General features: G+C 71.9%; 14 protein-coding genes. 9 read left to right on the plus strand and 5 right to left on the minus strand.

Annotation, left to right across the window (positions count from 1 at the left end; genetic code table 11):
- The coding region (locus RZ84_RS41210; RefSeq protein ID WP_241777735.1) for a cupin domain-containing protein at nucleotides 1–293 on the minus strand (293 nt) is incomplete at its 3' end.
- A gap of 340 nt (nucleotides 294–633) precedes the next feature.
- On the opposite strand from RZ84_RS41210, the gene RZ84_RS16705 reads away from it, so the two are divergent.
- Nucleotides 634–927 (plus strand): MazG-like family protein, encoded by a 294-nt coding sequence (locus tag RZ84_RS16705; protein ID WP_043264986.1) that lies wholly within the window; start codon nucleotides 634–636, stop codon nucleotides 925–927.
- Nucleotides 928–1,182: 255 nt separating this feature from the next.
- On the opposite strand, the gene RZ84_RS16710 is transcribed toward RZ84_RS16705, so the two are convergent.
- Complete coding sequence (locus RZ84_RS16710) at nucleotides 1,183–1,839, minus strand: TetR/AcrR family transcriptional regulator (protein WP_078893835.1); 657 nt, start codon at nucleotides 1,837–1,839, stop codon at nucleotides 1,183–1,185.
- A 102-nt stretch (nucleotides 1,840–1,941) separates the two neighbouring features.
- On the opposite strand from RZ84_RS16710, the gene RZ84_RS16715 reads away from it, so the two are divergent.
- The 3 genes from RZ84_RS16715 (at nucleotide 1,942) to RZ84_RS16725 (ending at nucleotide 5,317) form a co-directional block, all read left to right on the plus strand.
- Nucleotides 1,942–3,597: an FAD-dependent oxidoreductase gene (locus RZ84_RS16715; protein ID WP_078893837.1), complete on the plus strand. Its 1,656-nt coding sequence runs from the start codon at nucleotides 1,942–1,944 to the stop codon at nucleotides 3,595–3,597.
- A gap of 223 nt (nucleotides 3,598–3,820) precedes the next feature.
- Nucleotides 3,821–4,156, plus strand: coding sequence for a YnfA family protein (locus RZ84_RS16720; protein WP_043264987.1), 336 nt, complete (start codon nucleotides 3,821–3,823; stop codon nucleotides 4,154–4,156).
- Between the two features lie 372 nt (nucleotides 4,157–4,528).
- Nucleotides 4,529–5,317, plus strand: coding sequence for an SDR family NAD(P)-dependent oxidoreductase (locus RZ84_RS16725; RefSeq protein ID WP_043264988.1), 789 nt, complete (start codon nucleotides 4,529–4,531; stop codon nucleotides 5,315–5,317).
- Between the two features lie 649 nt (nucleotides 5,318–5,966).
- On the opposite strand, the gene RZ84_RS16730 is transcribed toward RZ84_RS16725, so the two are convergent.
- Nucleotides 5,967–7,160: an RtcB family protein gene (locus tag RZ84_RS16730; RefSeq protein ID WP_043264989.1), complete on the minus strand. Its 1,194-nt coding sequence runs from the start codon at nucleotides 7,158–7,160 to the stop codon at nucleotides 5,967–5,969.
- Nucleotides 7,161–7,322: 162 nt separating this feature from the next.
- Here RZ84_RS16730 and RZ84_RS16735 point away from each other — a divergent pair, with 162 nt between their 5' ends.
- The 3 genes from RZ84_RS16735 to RZ84_RS16745 all read left to right on the plus strand — a co-directional run bounded on the left by RZ84_RS16735 (nucleotide 7,323) and on the right by RZ84_RS16745 (nucleotide 10,571).
- Entirely contained in the window at nucleotides 7,323–8,180 is an 858-nt protein-coding gene (locus RZ84_RS16735; protein WP_043264990.1) for a hypothetical protein, read from the plus strand.
- 199 nt (nucleotides 8,181–8,379) lie between these two features.
- Entirely contained in the window at nucleotides 8,380–9,093 is a 714-nt protein-coding gene (locus RZ84_RS16740; protein ID WP_043264991.1) for a DUF3558 family protein, read from the plus strand.
- A 101-nt stretch (nucleotides 9,094–9,194) separates the two neighbouring features.
- Complete coding sequence (locus RZ84_RS16745; RefSeq protein ID WP_241777736.1) at nucleotides 9,195–10,571, plus strand: DUF2637 domain-containing protein; 1,377 nt, start codon at nucleotides 9,195–9,197, stop codon at nucleotides 10,569–10,571.
- Between the two features lie 107 nt (nucleotides 10,572–10,678).
- On the opposite strand, the gene lysS is transcribed toward RZ84_RS16745, so the two are convergent.
- Nucleotides 10,679–12,403: a lysine--tRNA ligase gene (lysS, locus tag RZ84_RS16750; RefSeq protein WP_043264992.1), complete on the minus strand. Its 1,725-nt coding sequence runs from the start codon at nucleotides 12,401–12,403 to the stop codon at nucleotides 10,679–10,681.
- A 303-nt stretch (nucleotides 12,404–12,706) separates the two neighbouring features.
- Here lysS and argS point away from each other — a divergent pair, with 303 nt between their 5' ends.
- Nucleotides 12,707–14,461: an arginine--tRNA ligase gene (gene argS / locus RZ84_RS16755; RefSeq protein WP_043264993.1), complete on the plus strand. Its 1,755-nt coding sequence runs from the start codon at nucleotides 12,707–12,709 to the stop codon at nucleotides 14,459–14,461.
- A gap of 92 nt (nucleotides 14,462–14,553) precedes the next feature.
- On the opposite strand, the gene RZ84_RS16760 is transcribed toward argS, so the two are convergent.
- Nucleotides 14,554–15,120, minus strand: coding sequence for a Uma2 family endonuclease (locus RZ84_RS16760; protein WP_078893839.1), 567 nt, complete (start codon nucleotides 15,118–15,120; stop codon nucleotides 14,554–14,556).
- 264 nt (nucleotides 15,121–15,384) lie between these two features.
- Here RZ84_RS16760 and RZ84_RS39770 point away from each other — a divergent pair.
- The coding region (locus tag RZ84_RS39770) for a CinY protein (RefSeq protein WP_198539996.1) at nucleotides 15,385–16,257 on the plus strand (873 nt) is incomplete at its 3' end.

Below are 16,257 nucleotides of genomic sequence, written 5' to 3' on the forward strand. Positions count from 1 at the left end.
GCGTCAACGGCGGTCGTCCGGCCGGCCTCGGACAGCAGGAGCAGGGCGAGCGGGTCGCCCCGGTAGAAGTGCCAGATCTCGTCGGACGGCAGTCGGTGCAGCGCCGAGAAGACGCCCGGCTCGGCGGTCAGCAGCATGACGATCGCCGTCCCCTCGGGCCGTCCGTCGGGCCGCTGGGGTCCGGCCCACGTACGCCGGTACCAGCCGCCCTCACGGGGCAGCGGCATCAGCCCGTAGAACTCGACCAGTTCCCGGGGAAACCGCTCCCGGGGCATCGCGGGGTGCTCGTCCATCGGCCTGGCCGCCTCCCACTCGTCCGCCGTTCCCGCGCCACCGGTCCTCGCCTCACCCGTTCCGGCAGCGCCGGCCGTCGCCTCACCCTAGGGGCGAGGGGGGCGCGGAACAGGGAACGGGCGGCAGAATCGGGCCATGTCTGCTGCCGCTCCTTCCGGTTCCGGGTCTTTCGGAGCCTCGTGTTCCCGACCGTCCGGAGCTTCCGGTTCCGGCTCGTCGGGAGTCGCTGGTTCCGGGGCGTCCGGAGCCGCCGGTTCCGGCGCTCCCGATGCCCCGGCCGCCGCCAACACTTCCGGCGCCCTCGACGGGGCCGCGCTCTGGGAGACCGTCGACGGGCTCGTGCGCTGGCTCGACCGGGAAAGTCCGCTGCCGCCGGAGCAGGAGCGGCTGCTGCGGATCCTGAAGCTCTCCGAGGAGGCGGGCGAGGTCGCCCAGGCGGTCATCGGGGCCGTCGGCCAGAACCCGCGCAAGGGGCACAGCCACAGCTGGGACGACGTCCACAGCGAGCTGTGCGATGTGATCGTCACGGCGATGGTGGCCCTGCGCACGCTGACGCCCGACGCGCGGCGGGTGTTCGAGGGGAATCTGGCACGGGTCGCGGGGCGGGTGCCGGGGCCGGCGTCCCGGGCCTGAGACCGCTTCCCGGCTCCCGAGATCGGCCAGGGGGACGCGCTCCCGAGATCGGCTACGCGGACCGGTTCGCGAGATCGGTTGCGGGGACCGGTTCGCGAGATCGGCCGGCGGGACCGGTTCGCGAGATCCGTCACGGCGATCGGCTTCTGAGGCCGGCGGAGGGCCCGACTTCCGAGATCGACTGCGGGGACCGTTTCCTACGATCGGCGGCGGGGGGCCGCCCGCCGGGATCGCCCGGCCATCCCTGACGGCCCCTCAGGGGGTTTCGGCGGTGAGGTAGCGCTGGATCGTGGGGGCCAGCCAGGCGACGAGTTCGTCGTGGCTGAAGTCGACGGCCGGCGGGACGTGCAGGACGTAGCGGCACAGCGCCATGCCCAGGATCTGCGACCCGACCAGGGCGGCGCGGGCCGGCGCCTCCTCCGGCACCGTGCAGACCGCGTCGAGCAACGGCCGCACCTGGTCGGCGAAGACCTGCCGCATGCGCTCCGCGCCCGCCTCGTTGGTGACACCGACGCGCATCATCCCGGTCAGCGTCTCGTCGCTCTCCCAGAGCTCGATGAAGTGGCGCACGAGCCGGGCGGCCCGCTCCTCGGGCGGCACCGCCGTGAGGTCCGGGGCCCGTAGATCGATCTCCGAGGCGGCGGCGAAGAGGCCCTCCTTGTTGCCGTAGTAGCGCATCACCATCGACGGGTCGATGCCGGCGTCCCGGGCGATGGCGCGGATCGTGGCGCGCTCGTAGCCGTCGGCGGCGAAGCGGTCGCGGGCGGCGGCGAGGATCGCGGCGCGGGTGGCCGCGGAGCGACGGGGGCGCGGATGCTGCCCGGCGTCGGGGGCCGAGGCGGCGACGGGGGGCGGGTCGAGGTCCACATCGGGGGTGATCGCGGGCCTGCCGGAGGGGGTGCTGTCAGGCATATCAACAACTGTAGGCCAACGACTGTTGACACGCCAGACGCGGACGCTCTACGCTTGCCAACAAGCGTTGACCAACATGTGTTGGCAGAGGAGGCGGCAGTCATGGATGCCCTCAACCGCAAGCCCGAAGACAGCAGCACCCACCACAGCGGCGACACGGACAACGACACCGCGACCACGGCCGCGATCGCACGCCGCGCGGGGGCCGGCGCCGAGGGCCGGGACGCGGATGTCATCGTCGTCGGCGCCGGCCCGACGGGGTTGCTGCTCGCCGGCGACCTCGCCGAGGCCGGCCTCGACGTCATGCTCCTGGAGCGCCGCGACGACACCACCAGCAATCTCAGCCGCGCCCTCGCCGTGCACGCCCGCTCACTGGAGCAGCTGGACGCCCGCGGGCTCGCCGATGAACTGGTCGCCGGCGGCCACCGGCTGACCGGACTCCAGCTGTTCGGTGACGCGGTGCTCGCCCCGGGCCGGCTCCCGTCCCGCTTCCCCTTCGTTCTGATAACCCCGCAATACGAGGTCGAGCGACTGCTGGAGCGGCGCGCCCGGCAGGCCGGCGTCACCTTCCGGTACGGGTCCGAGGTGCTGGGCCTCGACCAGGACGCGGACGGTGTGACGGTGCGGTTCCGCACGGCGGAGGGCATCGGCAGCTCCCGGGCCTCCTATGCGGTCGGCACCGACGGCGGGCGCAGCACCGTCCGGGAGGCCATCGGCCTGCCCTTCCCCGGCAAGGCGGTGGTCCGCTCCGTGGTGCTCGCCGATGTCCGGCTGGCCCAGGAGCCCGACTCCGCCTTCTCCGTCAACGCCACCGGTGACGCCTTCGGCCTGATCGGCTCGTTCGGCGACGGCTGGTACCGCGCCATCGGGTGGAACCGCCATGCCCAGCGGGACGACGACGCCCCCGTGGATCTCGCCGAGGTACGCGAGGTCACCCGGCTCGCCTTCGGCACCGACTTCGGTATGCACGACGCCCGTTGGGTCTCGCGCTTCCGCAGCGACGAGCGCCAGGCTCCCGCCTACCGCGTCGGCCGGGTCTTCCTTGCCGGCGATGCCGCGCACATCCATTCCCCGGCCGGCGGCCAGGGGATGAACGTCGGCCTTCAGGACGCGGCCAACCTCGGCTGGAAGTTGGCAGCGGTGCTGAAGGGCCACTCCCCCGACAGCCTGCTGGACAGCTATCAGGCCGAGCGCCATCCGGTGGGCACGCAGGTGCTGCGGAGCAGCGGCGCGATCATCCGGCTCGCGCTGGTGCAGTCCTCGGCGGGCCGGGTCGCCCGCGGGCTCGCCGCCCAGCTCATCAACCGTCTGCCGCCGCTGTCCCGCCGCGCGATCGGCAATGTCTCCGGCATCGATGTCGCCTATCGGGCCGAGCGCGGTGCGCACGCCCTCGCCGGCCGCCGGGCCCCGGACGTCCAACTGGCCGGCGGCAGCCGCCTCTACGAGCTGCTCCGCCAGGGCACGTTCGTCCTGATCATTCCCGGGGACGAAGCTCTCGCAGCGGCGGCGGACGCGGGCACCGGCCCCGTTCCCTCCCCCGACCGGGTCGTCACCGCCTCATGGCGGAGCGACCGCCGTACCGCCATGCTGGTGCGCCCCGACGGCTATATCGCCTGGGCCACCGACGCCACCGCCCCCGCCGAGCGTGCCGCGTCCCTCCGTGCCGCCCTCGCCCGCTGGACCGGCGCACCGGCCGGACCCGCTGCCGCCGACGTAGTGCGCCCCGCCGCACGAATACAGCCGGACCCACTCGGCTGAGGCCCGCGCCACCGCCCGCCGGCGGCCGGCACCGACCGGCACAGACCGGGACCGCCGAGCCCGTCGGCACCGGGTCCCGTCGGCACCGGGTCCTGCCGGCACCAGGTCCTGCCGGCACCAGGTCCTGCCGGCCCCGGGTCCTACTGGCACCCGGCGGCCGAGCGGTGCCTCCCGGCCGTGCCCCCGTTCCGGCCCCGGGTGCTGCTTTCCTTACGCTGAGCCCATGCTCATCGCCCGTTCCGCAGCCCTGTTCATCGTCGCCGCACTCTTCGAGATCGGCGGTGCCTGGCTCGTCTGGCAAGGGGTGCGGGAGCACAAGGGCTGGGCGTGGATCGGGGCCGGAGTGATCGCCCTCGGGGTGTACGGCTTCGTGGCCACACTCCAGACGGACGCCCATTTCGGCCGTATCCTCGCCGCGTACGGAGGGGTGTTCGTCGCCGGATCGCTGGCCTGGGGCATGGTCGCGGACGGCTACCGCCCCGACCGGTGGGACGTCATCGGGGCACTGGTCTGCCTCGCCGGTATGGCCGTGATCATGTACGCCCCGCGGGGGCGCTGAGCCAGGGCCTGTCCGGTGGGTCGGCACCGCCCGCCCAGTGCCGCCGGTGCCGCCGGGCCACGGGCCGCCGGGCCACCGTCGAACGTCCCCGACACACACCACCGCCCGCCCCACCCCATCCCCCGGACGCGCACCCCGGCCGCGCACCGCCGGCCACCGGTTCCGCTCAACGGCTCGGCCGCCACTGCATATCCTGGCCACGCACGACGCGCTCCAGCCACACGAGCCACCTGAGGCACATGAGCCACACCGCTCATCCCGGCCCCGCACGGCTCGTGCCGGCCACACCGCGACGTGCCAGCACCAGCGTCAGTCCCACCCCCGCACCGCATCGCATCGCACCACCCCGCACCGTTCGCAAGGGAGAGCGTCATGACCGCCGAGGCCGCAGCCGCCAACGCCGACACCGCCGACGTCCGTACCGCCGTCGTCACCGGAGCGAGCAGCGGCATCGGCGCAGCGACCGCACGGGCACTGGCCGCCGCCGGCTACCGCGTCGTGCTCACCGCCCGCCGCAAGGACCGCATCGAGGCGCTCGCCGCCGAGCTGCCGCACGCGGAGGCCTACCCGCTCGACGTGACCGACCGGGCCGCCGTCGACGCCTTCGCGCGCTCCCTCGGCCGCTTCCCCTCCATCGACGTGCTGGTCAACAACGCCGGCGGCGCACTCGGCGCCGAGCCGGTCGCGACCGGCGACCCCGCCGACTGGCGCGCGATGTACGAGGTCAATGTGCTCGGCGTCCTCCACATGACGCAGGCGCTGCTCCCCGCGCTGACCGCGTCGGGCGGGGGCACCGTGGTCGTCCTCTCCTCCACCGCCGGGCACGGCACGTACGAGGGCGGCGGCGGGTATGTCGCCGCCAAGCACGGCGCCCATGTCATCGCCGAGACGCTCCGGCTGGAGCTGTGCGGCCAGCCGGTACGCGTCATCGAGGTCGCGCCCGGAATGGTCAAGACCGAGGAGTTCGCCACCACCCGGTTCCGCGGCGACAACGCCAAGGCCGCGAAGGTCTACGAAGGCGTGGCCGAGCCGCTCAGCGCGGACGACGTCGCCGACACCGTCGCCTGGGCGATCACCCGCCCGCCGCACGTCAACATCGACCTCCTGGTGGTCCGCCCGCGCGCCCAGGCATCCAACACCAAGGTCCACCGCACCAGTTGAGGACCGGTGAGCCGCACCAGTTGCGGCCGGAGAGCCGACGGCACGGCGCACCGAGGGCAGCAGCGGTCCGTAGCCTCCACCCCCGGGGGCTCGGGGCCCGCTGCCCCGAGCCGGGCCTCAGCCTCAGCCTCAGCCGCGGGCCCTGCCCGACCCGGAGAATCCTCACCCTCACCCTCGCCCTCCACGGCCGCCCACGGCACCGAACCGCCCACCCCAGAACACCCACCGACCCCGGACCGCCGCCCGAGAGCGGAACACCGCCCCGACGCGAAACACCGACCAGGAACGGGAAGCCGCCCCGAAGCGAAACACCAACCCGCAACGGAACACCACCCCGACGCGAAACACCGGCCTGGAACGCGCCACCGCCCCGACGCGAAACACCAACCGGCAACGGGACACCGGCCAGGAGCGAAACACCAACCCGCAACGGGGATGTGCCGACCGGCAACGGGATTACAGCGACGCGGAGCAGGGACACGGAACCGCGACCCGGAGCAGGGACACGGAACCGCGACGCGGAGCAGGGTCATGGAGCAGGACACGGCAACAGGGACACGGCGACCGGCACCCGGGGCCCGGCAATCCAAAGCGGGGGTGCCGCGCCCCAACGCGCCGCACCCCCGCACATCCCGCACCCCCCGATCGCTCAACCCTTCACGCACACCACCTGCTTGAGCCTGGCGACGACCTCCACCAGGTCCCGCTGCTGCTCCATGACCTTCTCGATCGGCTTGTAGGCGCCGGGGATCTCGTCGACCACCCCGGAGTCCTTACGGCACTCCACACCCCGTGTCTGCTCCTCCAGATCGCGGGTGGAGAACCGCTTCTTGGCGGCGTTCCGGCTCATCTTGCGGCCGGCGCCGTGCGAGGCGGAGTTGAAGGACGCCGGGTTTCCGAGGCCCTTGACGATGTACGAACCGGTGCCCATCGAGCCCGGGATGATCCCGTACTCGCCGCTGCCCGCCCGGATCGCGCCCTTACGGGTCACCAGCAGGTCCATGCCCTCGTAGCGCTCCTCCGCCACATAGTTGTGGTGGCAGGAGATCACCGGGTCGAAGACCGGCCGGGCCTCGCGGAATTCCTTGCGGATGACGTCCTGGAAGAGGGCCATCATCACTTCGCGGTTGTGCTTGGCGTATTCCTGGGCCCAGAACAGGTCGTTGCGGTACGCCGACATCTGCGGGGTGTCCGCGATGAAGACGGCGAGGTCGCGGTCGACCAGCCCCTGGTTGTGCGGCAGCTTCCGGGCCCGCTCGATGTGGAACTCGGCCAGTTCCTTGCCGATGTTCCGGGAGCCGGAATGCAGCATCAGCCACACGGAGCCGTTCTCGTCGAGGCAGAACTCGATGAAGTGGTTCCCGGACCCGAGCGAGCCCATCTGCTTGGCGGCCCGCTCCTGGCGGAACCTGACCGCCTCCGCGACCCCGTCGAAACGGGCCCAGAAGTCGCTCCAGCCCGCCGTCGGGAGGCCGTGGATCCGGCCGGGGTCGACCGGCTCGTCGTGCATCCCGCGGCCCACCGGGATCGCCTGCTCGATCTTGGACCGCAGCCGGGACAGATCGCCGGGGAGGTCATCGGCCGTGAGCGAGGTCCTGACGGCGCTCATTCCGCAGCCGATGTCGACGCCGACCGCGGCCGGGCAGACCGCGCCGCGCATCGCGATGACCGAGCCGACGGTGGCCCCCTTGCCGAAGTGCACATCCGGCATCACGGCCAAACCCTTGATCCACGGCAGCGTGGCGACATTGCGCAGCTGCTGCATCGCGACACCCTCGACCGTGGCCGGGTCGGTCCACATCCGGATCGGCACCTGGGCACCAGGCACTTCGGTGTACGACATATCTAACTCATTCCCCCGAAAATCCGAAAAACGCAAAACACGGACAATGCATCCGATCATGGACGCCGGACCGGCGTTTGCGGCAAGACGTGCGGTACACATTGTGTCCACCCGCCGCCATCCGGCGGCAACCGCATTTCCGCAGGGAAGGAGCCGCGAACGATGCCGCGCAAATCGTTCGTCCCCGGTGCCGCGCTGCTGGTCACCGCGGCACTGGCCGCCGGCCTCACCGGCTGCACCAGCGGCTCCGCCACCGGCACCGGCGGCGGCGACGGCAAGGGCGGCGACTCCACCGCGTCCACCCAGTCCGCCCAGCCCGGCCGCTACCAGACCCTCCCGGAAGCCTGCGGGCTGCCCTCGCGCAACACCGTGCGCAGCATGCTGCCCGGCGACGGCCAGCCGCAGTCGCAGGCCGACGCCGCGAAGATCTACGCCGGCCGGGCCGACGTCACCTACGACGCGGACCGCCGCGTCGGCTGCCAGTGGACCCGCGAGACCAGCGAGGGCACCCGGCATCTGACCCTCGACATCCAGCGCGTGGTCTCGTACAACGCCGCGGTCAGCGACGACGACCGGGCGCAGGAGATCTACGACGGCAAGCAGCAGGCCGCGAAGATCCCGGCCGGCGGCTCCGAATCCCCCTCGGCCGAAGCCAGCCCCAAGGACGCCCCCACGGACCAGCCCACGGACAAGGGCGCCGACGCCGGCGGGAAGAAGGCGAACGGGGGCGCCGCCGCGCCGTCCGCCACCCCGTCCGACCCCGGCGCCGCCCCCGGCAGCCCGCTCGCCCCGCGCGTGCTGGAGAACCTCGGCGACGCGGCGTTCCTCAACGACAAACTGGTCACCACGGACTCCGGTGTGCACCGCGACGTCACTGTGGTCTTCCGCACGTCGAACGTCATCGTGACGATCACCTACGACCAGTGGTCGGTGGACAAGACGAAGTTGCCGGAAAGCCAGGAATTGCAGGACAAGGCCCGTTCGCTGGCCGGCGAGCTGGCCGACCACCTCAGCGAATAGCGCCGTAAGCGGCGATGGCCGGAGATGGGTAACCAGGTCCGCTTATGCCTGAATTGCCCTCTTACTCCAATAGTCACGAAACGGCCACCCCCCTCGCTCCGCCGCGTACCGTGCCCCTAGCCCCGCCCCACCCCGGGGCAGGGGCGTCCGCTCCGCAAGGGTCCGTGACGACTCCACGACGACGAACAGCGAAGGAACCATGCACCGTTCAGCCAAGCGACTCGCCAGCCTTCTCACCTGCGCAGCAGTACCGGTGCTGCTCGTCGCCGGCTGCTCCGGCTCGTCGAACGGCAAGAGCTCCGGTGACAGCACTCCCTCCGGCTCGTCCAGCAGCGCCGGCAACCCGACGCCGACCATCGCCGCGGCGAAGTTCAAGAAGCTGCCGAACCCGTGCCAGGCGTTCTCCAAGGACACCGTGAACAAGATGCTGCCCAAGGTGAAGGACGCGGCCGGCAACCAGGCCAAGTCCACCGACGCCACCGCCCGCGGCGCCTGCTCCTGGACCAGCTCGGACGACCAGGGCGTCGACGGCACCCAGTTCCGCTGGCTGGACGTCGCCTACCAGCGCTACGACTCCGCCCCGGGCATCGGCTCCGGCGAGAAGCGCGCCACGGACTTCTACACCAAGCAGGTCGCCGACGCGAAGGGCGCCCAGGGCGCCAAGAAGGTCGCCGCTGTACCGGCCGCCGGCACCGGCGACGCCGCCACCGCCATCGCCTACGACCTCTCGAAGGACGACAACGACTTCAAGAACACGACGATCGTGGCCCGCACCGCCAACATCGTCGTCACCGTCAACTACAACGGCGCGGGCCTGGCCGGCGCCGACGCCCCCAACGGCAACGACCTCCTCAAGCTCGCCCAGGCCGCCGCCAAGGAGGCCGTCGCCGCCGCGGCAAAGGCCAACGCCTGACCCGACCCCCTTCCCGGCCGTTCCCGGCCCTCCCCGGCCCGGCGTGAAGCGGTGTGCAACGCTATGCGCGCCAATTCGCCGAGTCCGGGGAGGGACCGCGGGTGTCCGCGACACAGACCGCGCAGTTGACCCGCACGCACCGCGTCCTGATAGGTGTGGTGATCGCCGGGGCAGTCCTGATCGCGGCCATCGGCTTCACCGGCTCCTACGCCGCGGTGCGCGCGCTGGCCGAGAAGAAGGGCTTCGGCGCCTTCGCGGTCGTCTTCCCGATCGGCATCGACGCCGGAATCGTGGTGCTGCTGGCCCTGGACCTGCTGCTCACCTGGATCCGCATCCCGTTCCCGCTGCTGCGCCAGACTGCCTGGCTGCTGACCGCCGCGACCATCGCGTTCAACGGGGCCGCGGCCTGGCCCGACGCACTGGGCGTCGGCATGCACGCGGTGATCCCGCTGCTCTTCGTCGTCGCCGTCGAGGCCGCCCGGCACGCCGTCGGCCGGATCGCCGACATCACCGCCGACAAGCACATGGAGGGCGTCCGGCTCACCCGCTGGCTGCTCGCCTTCCCCTCCACCTTCCGGCTGTGGCGCCGGATGAAGCTGTGGGAGCTGCGCTCCTACGACCAGGTCATCCAGCTCGAACAGGACCGGCTCGTCTACCAGGCGCGGCTGCGGGCCCGCTACGGACGCACCTGGCGCCGCCGGGCCCCCGTCGAGTCGCTGATGCCGCTGCGGCTGGGCCGCTACGGCGTACCGCTGGCGCAGACGGCGCCGGCGGGTCTGGCGGCGGCCGGGATCGCGCTGCCGGCGCCCGTAGGGGACGAGACGGCCGGAGTCGGGGACGCCGCACAGGACGGTGGCGCACAGGACGGTGGCGCCCGGCATGGTGGCGCCCAGGACGGTGCCGCCGACTCCGTACGGGATGCGTACGGGCCCGTGGCGGACGGCCCCCGGCCCGCGGTGGAAGCCGCCCGCATACCCGGGCCCGGACCCGTACCGGAACCCGCGCCCGAGCCCGGACCGGTGGCAGAACCCGATCCGGAGCCCGCGGCCAGGTCGGAGTCGGAGCCGGAACTCCCCGCTCCCGCACCCCAGTTGACCGTTCCCGTGGGGCCGGGGCGCAGCCGGCCGCTGGGGAGCGCGGGCGCCAACCTGCCCGGCGGCCTCCCCGACTTCCCCGATCCCGCCGACACTCCAGACGCCCCGGACACTCCGGTCGCCCCAGATATCCCAGACGTCCCCGATGCACCGGACATCCCCGACGACGCTTCGCGTGACGAGAAGTACTTCGCCGCGTTCCGCGAGTACGTGGCGGAGAAGAACGACTTCCCGGACTCCCGGCAGTTCGGCCGCTATCTGCTGGAGTTCTACGGGTACGCGGGCCGGGACGGCGGGCCGCTGAGCGAGCGCTATCTGCGCGGTTTCGTCCGGGAGTTCCGGGCCCGCATCCGCATGGAGCTGGAGGCCGAGCACATCCCGTAAGGGCCGAGCACGTCCCGCAGGAGCCGGACGGCGGGGGACGGACGGCCGGGGCCGGACCGGGGTGCGTCTTCCCGGGCCGGCCCCTTCGCCGGCGGTGCGCCGGGTGCTCAGCCGCCCAGCAGCTTCCGCACCCGGTCGGCGCCCACCGCCAGCAGCAGCGTGGGCAGCCGCGGCCCGGTGTCGCGGCCGACCAGGAGGTTGTAGAGCAGCGCGAAGAACGCGCGCTGGGCGGCCTTCAGCTCCGGGGTCGGCTTGGCATCCGGCGTGAGGCCCGCCTGGACCTTCGGGACGCCGTAGACCAGGGTGGTCAGTCCGTCCAGCGACCAGTGGTCGTCCAGCCCGTCGAGCAGCAGCCGCAGCGAGCCGCGGGCCTGCTCGTCCAGGGTGGCGAGCAGCTCCTCGTCGGGCTCGTCGCGGACGATGGTGCGCTGGTCGGCGGGGACCTGGGTGGTGATCCAGTACTCGGCCTTGTCGAGCCGCGGCCGGGTCTCGTCCAGGGACGTGACCGGGTTCTCCGGGTCGAGTTCGCTCAGGATGCGCAGGGTCTGCTCGTCATGACCCGCGGTGATGTCCATGACGGACGCCAGCGTGCGGTACGGCAGCGGGCGCGGGGTGCGCGGCAGTTCGCCGGCGGCGGTGCCGATGGCCCGGGTGTAGGCGGCGGCGTCCGCGGGCTGCGCGGTGCCCTCCGCGACCTTGGCCGCCAGCTTGTCCCACTCGTCGTAGAGCCGCTGGATCTCCTGGTCGAAGGCGATCTTGAAGGACTGGTTGGGCTTGCGGCGGGCGTACAGCCAGCGCAGCAGCGGCGCCTCCATGATCTTCAACGCGTCGCCCGGGGTGGGCACCCCGCCCTTGGACGACGACATCTTGGCCATACCGCTGATGCCGACGAAGGCGTACATCGGGCCGATCGGCTGGTCGGCGCCGAACACCTCGCGGACGATCCGGCCGCCGACGACGAACGACGAGCCGGGCGAGGAGTGGTCGACTCCGGACGGTTCGAAGACCACGCCCTCGTAGGCCCAGCGCATCGGCCAGTCGACCTTCCAGACCAGCTTGCCGTGATCGAACTCGCGCAGCAGCACGGTCTCGGAGTGGCCGCAGGCGGTGCACTCGTAGGCCAGCTCGGTGGTCTCGTCGTCGTAGGAGGTGACCGTGGTCAGGTCCTTCTCGCAGACCGTGCAGTACGGCTTGTACGGGTAGTAGCCCGCGCCGCCCGCGCTGCCGTCGTCCTCGCCGGCCGCGCCGGAGCCCTCGGCGGCCTCCAGCTCCGCCTCATCGACCGGCTTCTGCTGCTTCTTCGGCTTGCCGGTGGCCTTGTCCTTGGTGCGGTAGCGGTCCAGGACGGCGTCGATGCGGGCGCGGCGCTTCATCGCGTGCAGCACCTGCTCGCGGTAGGCGCCGGAGGTGTACATCTCGGTCTGGCTGATGCCGCGGTACTCGATCCCCAGCTCCGCCAGGGCCTCCTCCATGGCCGCCCTGAAGTGCTCGGCCCAGCTGCCGTACGGGCTGCCGGGCGGGGCCGGCACAGAGGTCAGCGGCTTGCCGATGTGCTCCGCCCAGGACGGGTCGATACCGGCCGGGACCTTGCGGTAGCGGTCGAAGTCGTCCCAGCTGAGGATGTGGACGCAGGCATGACCGCGGCGGCGGATCTCGTCCGCGACCAGGTGCGGGGTCATGACCTCGCGGAGGTTGCCCAGGTGGATCGGGCCGGAGGGGCTCAGGCCCGAGGCGACGACGACCGGTTTGCCGGGGGCGCGGCGCTCCGCCTCGGCAATGACCTCGTCCGCGAACCTGGAGACCCAGTCGGTCTCGGTGCTCTGCTGAGCCACGATCGGCCCTTCCTCTTCCTGGTGCTTATCCGCTGCGCTCTGGTGCGCCGTCCGGCCCCGCGGTGCCGGGGCCGCTCCGGTGGGTCACGGCCGGGTCCCGTGCCCTGACCCGCCGGGGCGGCTCCTGGCCGCTACACGGCGTCCGTGAGCCTGGACGGACAAAAGCCTGACAGAGCCATTGTCCCAGACACCCGCCGGACGGAAATTCAGTGGTAGCGCCGTGGGATACTCGGTGGCAAACCCTTTCCCCGGCAACGACGACTCCTACGGCAACGACTCCTCATAGAAGAGAGTGCTCTCTCCATGGCCTCGGTCCCTTCCCTCGCAGCTACGGTCAACCAGCGCGTCGCGGACGCCCTCTCGGCAGCCCTGCCGGAGGCCGGCGCCGCGGACCCGCTGCTGCGACGCAGCGACCGGGCCGACTTCCAGGCCAACGGCATGCTCGCACTGGCCAAGAAGCTGAAGGGCAACCCGCGGGAGCTGGCCGGCAAGGTCGTCGACGCGATCGGCGCCGACGGCCTCCTCCAGGAGATCGAGGTCTCCGGCCCCGGCTTCCTCAACATCACCGTCGCCGACGGGGCGATCGTCAAGACCCTCGCCGCGCGCGCCACCGACGACCGGCTGGGCGTGCCGTACAAGGACGCCCCGGGTACCACCGTCGTCGACTACGCGCAGCCGAACGTGGCCAAGGAGATGCACGTCGGCCACCTGCGGTCCGCGGTGATCGGCGACGCGCTGCGCAACATGCTGGACTTCACCGGCGAGAAGACGATCGGCCGCCACCACATCGGCGACTGGGGCACGCAGTTCGGCATGCTCATCCAGTACTTGATCGAGAACCCGGACCAGCTGGCCCCGGCCGCCGACACCGACGGCGAGCAGGCGATGAGCAATCTGAACCGGATCTACAAGGCGTCGCGCGCGGTCTTCGACGCCGACGAGGAGTTCAAGGAGCGGGCCCGCAAGCGGGTCGTCGCCCTCCAGTCCGGCGACCGCGAGACGCTCGACCTGTGGCAGCGGTTCGTCGACGAGTCGAAGGTCTACTTCTACTCGGTCTTCGAGAAGCTGGACATGGAGATCCGCGACGAGGAGATCGTCGGCGAGTCCGCGTACAACGACATGATGGCCGAGACGGCGCGGATTCTGGAGGAGTCGGGCGTCGCCGTCCGCTCCGAGGGCGCGCTCGTCGTCTTCTTCGACGACATCAAGGGCAAGGACGACAAGCCGGTCCCGCTGATCGTGCAGAAGGCGGACGGCGGTTTCGGGTACGCGGCCAGCGACCTGTCGGCGATCCGCAACCGCGTCGTCGACCTGGGCGCGACGACGCTGCTGTACGTCGTGGACGTGCGCCAGTCGCTGCACTTCCGGATGGTCTTCGAGACGGCCCGCCGGGCGGGCTGGCTGAACGACCGGGTCACCGCCCACAACATGGGCTACGGCACGGTCCTCGGCGCGGACGGCAAGCCGTTCAAGACGCGGGCGGGCGAGACGGTGCGGCTGGAGGACCTGCTCGACGAAGCGGTGCAGCGCGCCGCCGAGGTGGTGCGCGAGAAGGCGCGGGACCTCACCGAGGACGAGATCCAGGAGCGGGCCGCGCAGGTCGGCATCGGCGCGGTGAAGTACGCGGACCTGTCGACGTCACCGAGCCGGGACTACAAGTTCGACCTGGACCAGATGGTGTCGCTCAACGGCGACACGTCCGTCTACCTCCAGTACGCCTACGCCCGTATCCAGTCGATCCTGCGCAAGGCCGGCGAGAAGAAGCCGGCCGCGCACCCGGAGCTGGCGCTGGCTCCGGCGGAGCGGGCGCTGGGCCTGCATGTGGACGCGTTCGGCGACACGGTCGCCGAGGCGGCGGCCGAGTACGCACCGCACAAGCTGGCCGCGTACCTCTACCAGCTCGCGTCGCTGTACACAACCTTCTACGACCAGTGCCCGGTCCTGAAAGCGGACACCCCCGAGCAGGTGGAGAACCGCCTCTTCCTGTGCGACCTGACCGCCCGCACCCTGCACCGCGGCATGGCGCTCCTGGGCATCCGCACCCCCGAGCGGCTGTAGGGACGCGGCCTGGGAGCCCTGAAGGCTGCGCGCACGAGTCCCTCGCACCCGGGGTGCGGGGGACTCGTTCCGTTCCGCGGTATCAGACCGGGTCAGGCGTACCGGGCCAGACTCCCCGTCGCGACCTTCACCCCGAGGCCGGGGACCTCGATGTCCTCCCCGTACAGGCCGTGCCTGCGCGCCTGGTACTCGCCGTCACGCGGCACGGAGTACAGGGTCCATGTACCGTCACGCGGATCGACCAGGAGATAGGTGGGGATGCCCGCGTCGGCGTACCAGGCGACCATGTCGCGGGTGTCCTTGGTGCTGTTCCCCTTGGACACCACCTCGACGACCATTTCCACGTCACCGGGGTCCGCCAGCCACTCGTCGGACTCGCCGAACCCCGCATCGCAGATCAGGAGGTCGGGGGTGGCGTAGTCGTCGGGGTCGTCGGGGAGGGGCACCGAGGCGACCTGGAAGGGCCTCAGGTGTGACGGCAACGCAGGGCGAAGTTGGTCGTACAGGTCACTGATGATTCCGGCATGCTTGCCGCGCGGAGTCGGCGACATCATGAGAACCCCCCGGATGATCTCGGCCCGCAGGCCACTGGCGTCTTCAGCGGCCTCGGCGGCCTTGCGCAGCGGTGTCATCGCGCGCTCCGGGTTCATGAGAGTCATGATGGGCTCCCTTCCGATACCCATCGAGTCTAACGAGGCCGCTCGCAGCAGGTCGCGCTGACCGCGCGCGGACCCCGGTGCCCGGGCGGAGTTCACCGCGTACGCCGCCGCCCCGCCAAGCGGCCCGGAACACCCTTCCCACCCGCCCGTTTAGACTTGGCCACCGGCCCGGGGCGGGCATGGGGAATCACGGAACCACGAGGGCTGCACGTGCGGGGGCGTATCACGACGAGTCGCAGGCTGCCTGCGTTCATCGCAACGGCTGTGGTCACTCCCGCGCTGCTGCTGGCGACCGCCCGGCCCGCCGACGCCTTCGGCACGGTCAACGCGTTCGGGCAGCACGCGGAGCACGAGCGGATCACCCGGGCGGCACTGGCCTGCGCTCCGGGGGTCCCTTCGGACGGCTCCTGCTTCGAACCGCGCTCCCTCGATCAACTCGCGGGCCACAGATGGACGTTCGGGGCGGTCGGCGCGCCGGACTCGGACGAGACCCTCAACTCCTCGGCGCACTGCGACAACGCGGACTATCTGGACGCGACGGGCTATCCGCGGAGCCGGCGGCAGGCCACCGAGGCGCTGCGCGGCTGCATCGCCCACCTGCAGGCGCGCTTCCGGCAGGGGGTCGCGGCGGCCGGCGGCACGCTCGACGCCCGGGGCCGCGTTCTGGCCTCGGAGACGCGGCTGCGGAGCGACTGCACCTTCACGTTCGGACTGCGCGGCCGGGCCAAGTGCGAGGCCGTGGAGGGGTTCGGCCGCGCCCTGCACGGGGTCCAGGACTTCTACGCGCACAGCAACTGGACGGATCGCAGCGACCCGTCCCGCCCGGTCGGCCCGGTCAATCCGCCGGGCCTGGGCCGCTCCGCGCCCTCGCCGCTGCTGGATCTCGCCGCGCCGCGGCCTCCGCAGCCGTGGGCGGTGCCGCGGAACCTGTCGACGGAGTGCTTCTCGCTCCTGGTCGGCGCCTGTTCCCGGCGCATCACGCACGCCGACCTCAACAAGGACGAGGGGTTCATCGACCCGGTCTCGGGCGCGACCGGCGCACCCGCCACCGTACGCGGCCGGGCGGCGGGGAACTTCGGCCGGGCGGTGCAGGGCGCCATCACCGAATCCCGCCGCCAGTGGCGGGGGGTCCGCACC

Origin of the sequence: Streptomyces sp. CT34 (assembly GCF_000805335.1) — a bacterium.
Classification (GTDB): Bacteria; Actinomycetota; Actinomycetes; order Streptomycetales; family Streptomycetaceae; genus Streptomyces.

Coding starts and splice junctions, on each gene's coding strand:
- RZ84_RS16710 (WP_078893835.1), bottom strand. CDS start 1,839: ATGCCTGACAGCACCCCCTCCGGCAGGCCCGCGATCACCCCCGATGTG.
- RZ84_RS16720 (WP_043264987.1), top strand. CDS start 3,821: ATGCTCATCGCCCGTTCCGCAGCCCTGTTCATCGTCGCCGCACTCTTC.
- RZ84_RS16740 (WP_043264991.1), top strand. CDS start 8,380: ATGCACCGTTCAGCCAAGCGACTCGCCAGCCTTCTCACCTGCGCAGCA.
- RZ84_RS16715 (WP_078893837.1), top strand. CDS start 1,942: ATGGATGCCCTCAACCGCAAGCCCGAAGACAGCAGCACCCACCACAGC.
- RZ84_RS16760 (WP_078893839.1), bottom strand. CDS start 15,120: ATGACTCTCATGAACCCGGAGCGCGCGATGACACCGCTGCGCAAGGCC.
- RZ84_RS16730 (WP_043264989.1), bottom strand. CDS start 7,160: ATGTCGTACACCGAAGTGCCTGGTGCCCAGGTGCCGATCCGGATGTGG.
- RZ84_RS16725 (WP_043264988.1), top strand. CDS start 4,529: ATGACCGCCGAGGCCGCAGCCGCCAACGCCGACACCGCCGACGTCCGT.
- RZ84_RS16735 (WP_043264990.1), top strand. CDS start 7,323: ATGCCGCGCAAATCGTTCGTCCCCGGTGCCGCGCTGCTGGTCACCGCG.
- argS (WP_043264993.1), top strand. CDS start 12,707: ATGGCCTCGGTCCCTTCCCTCGCAGCTACGGTCAACCAGCGCGTCGCG.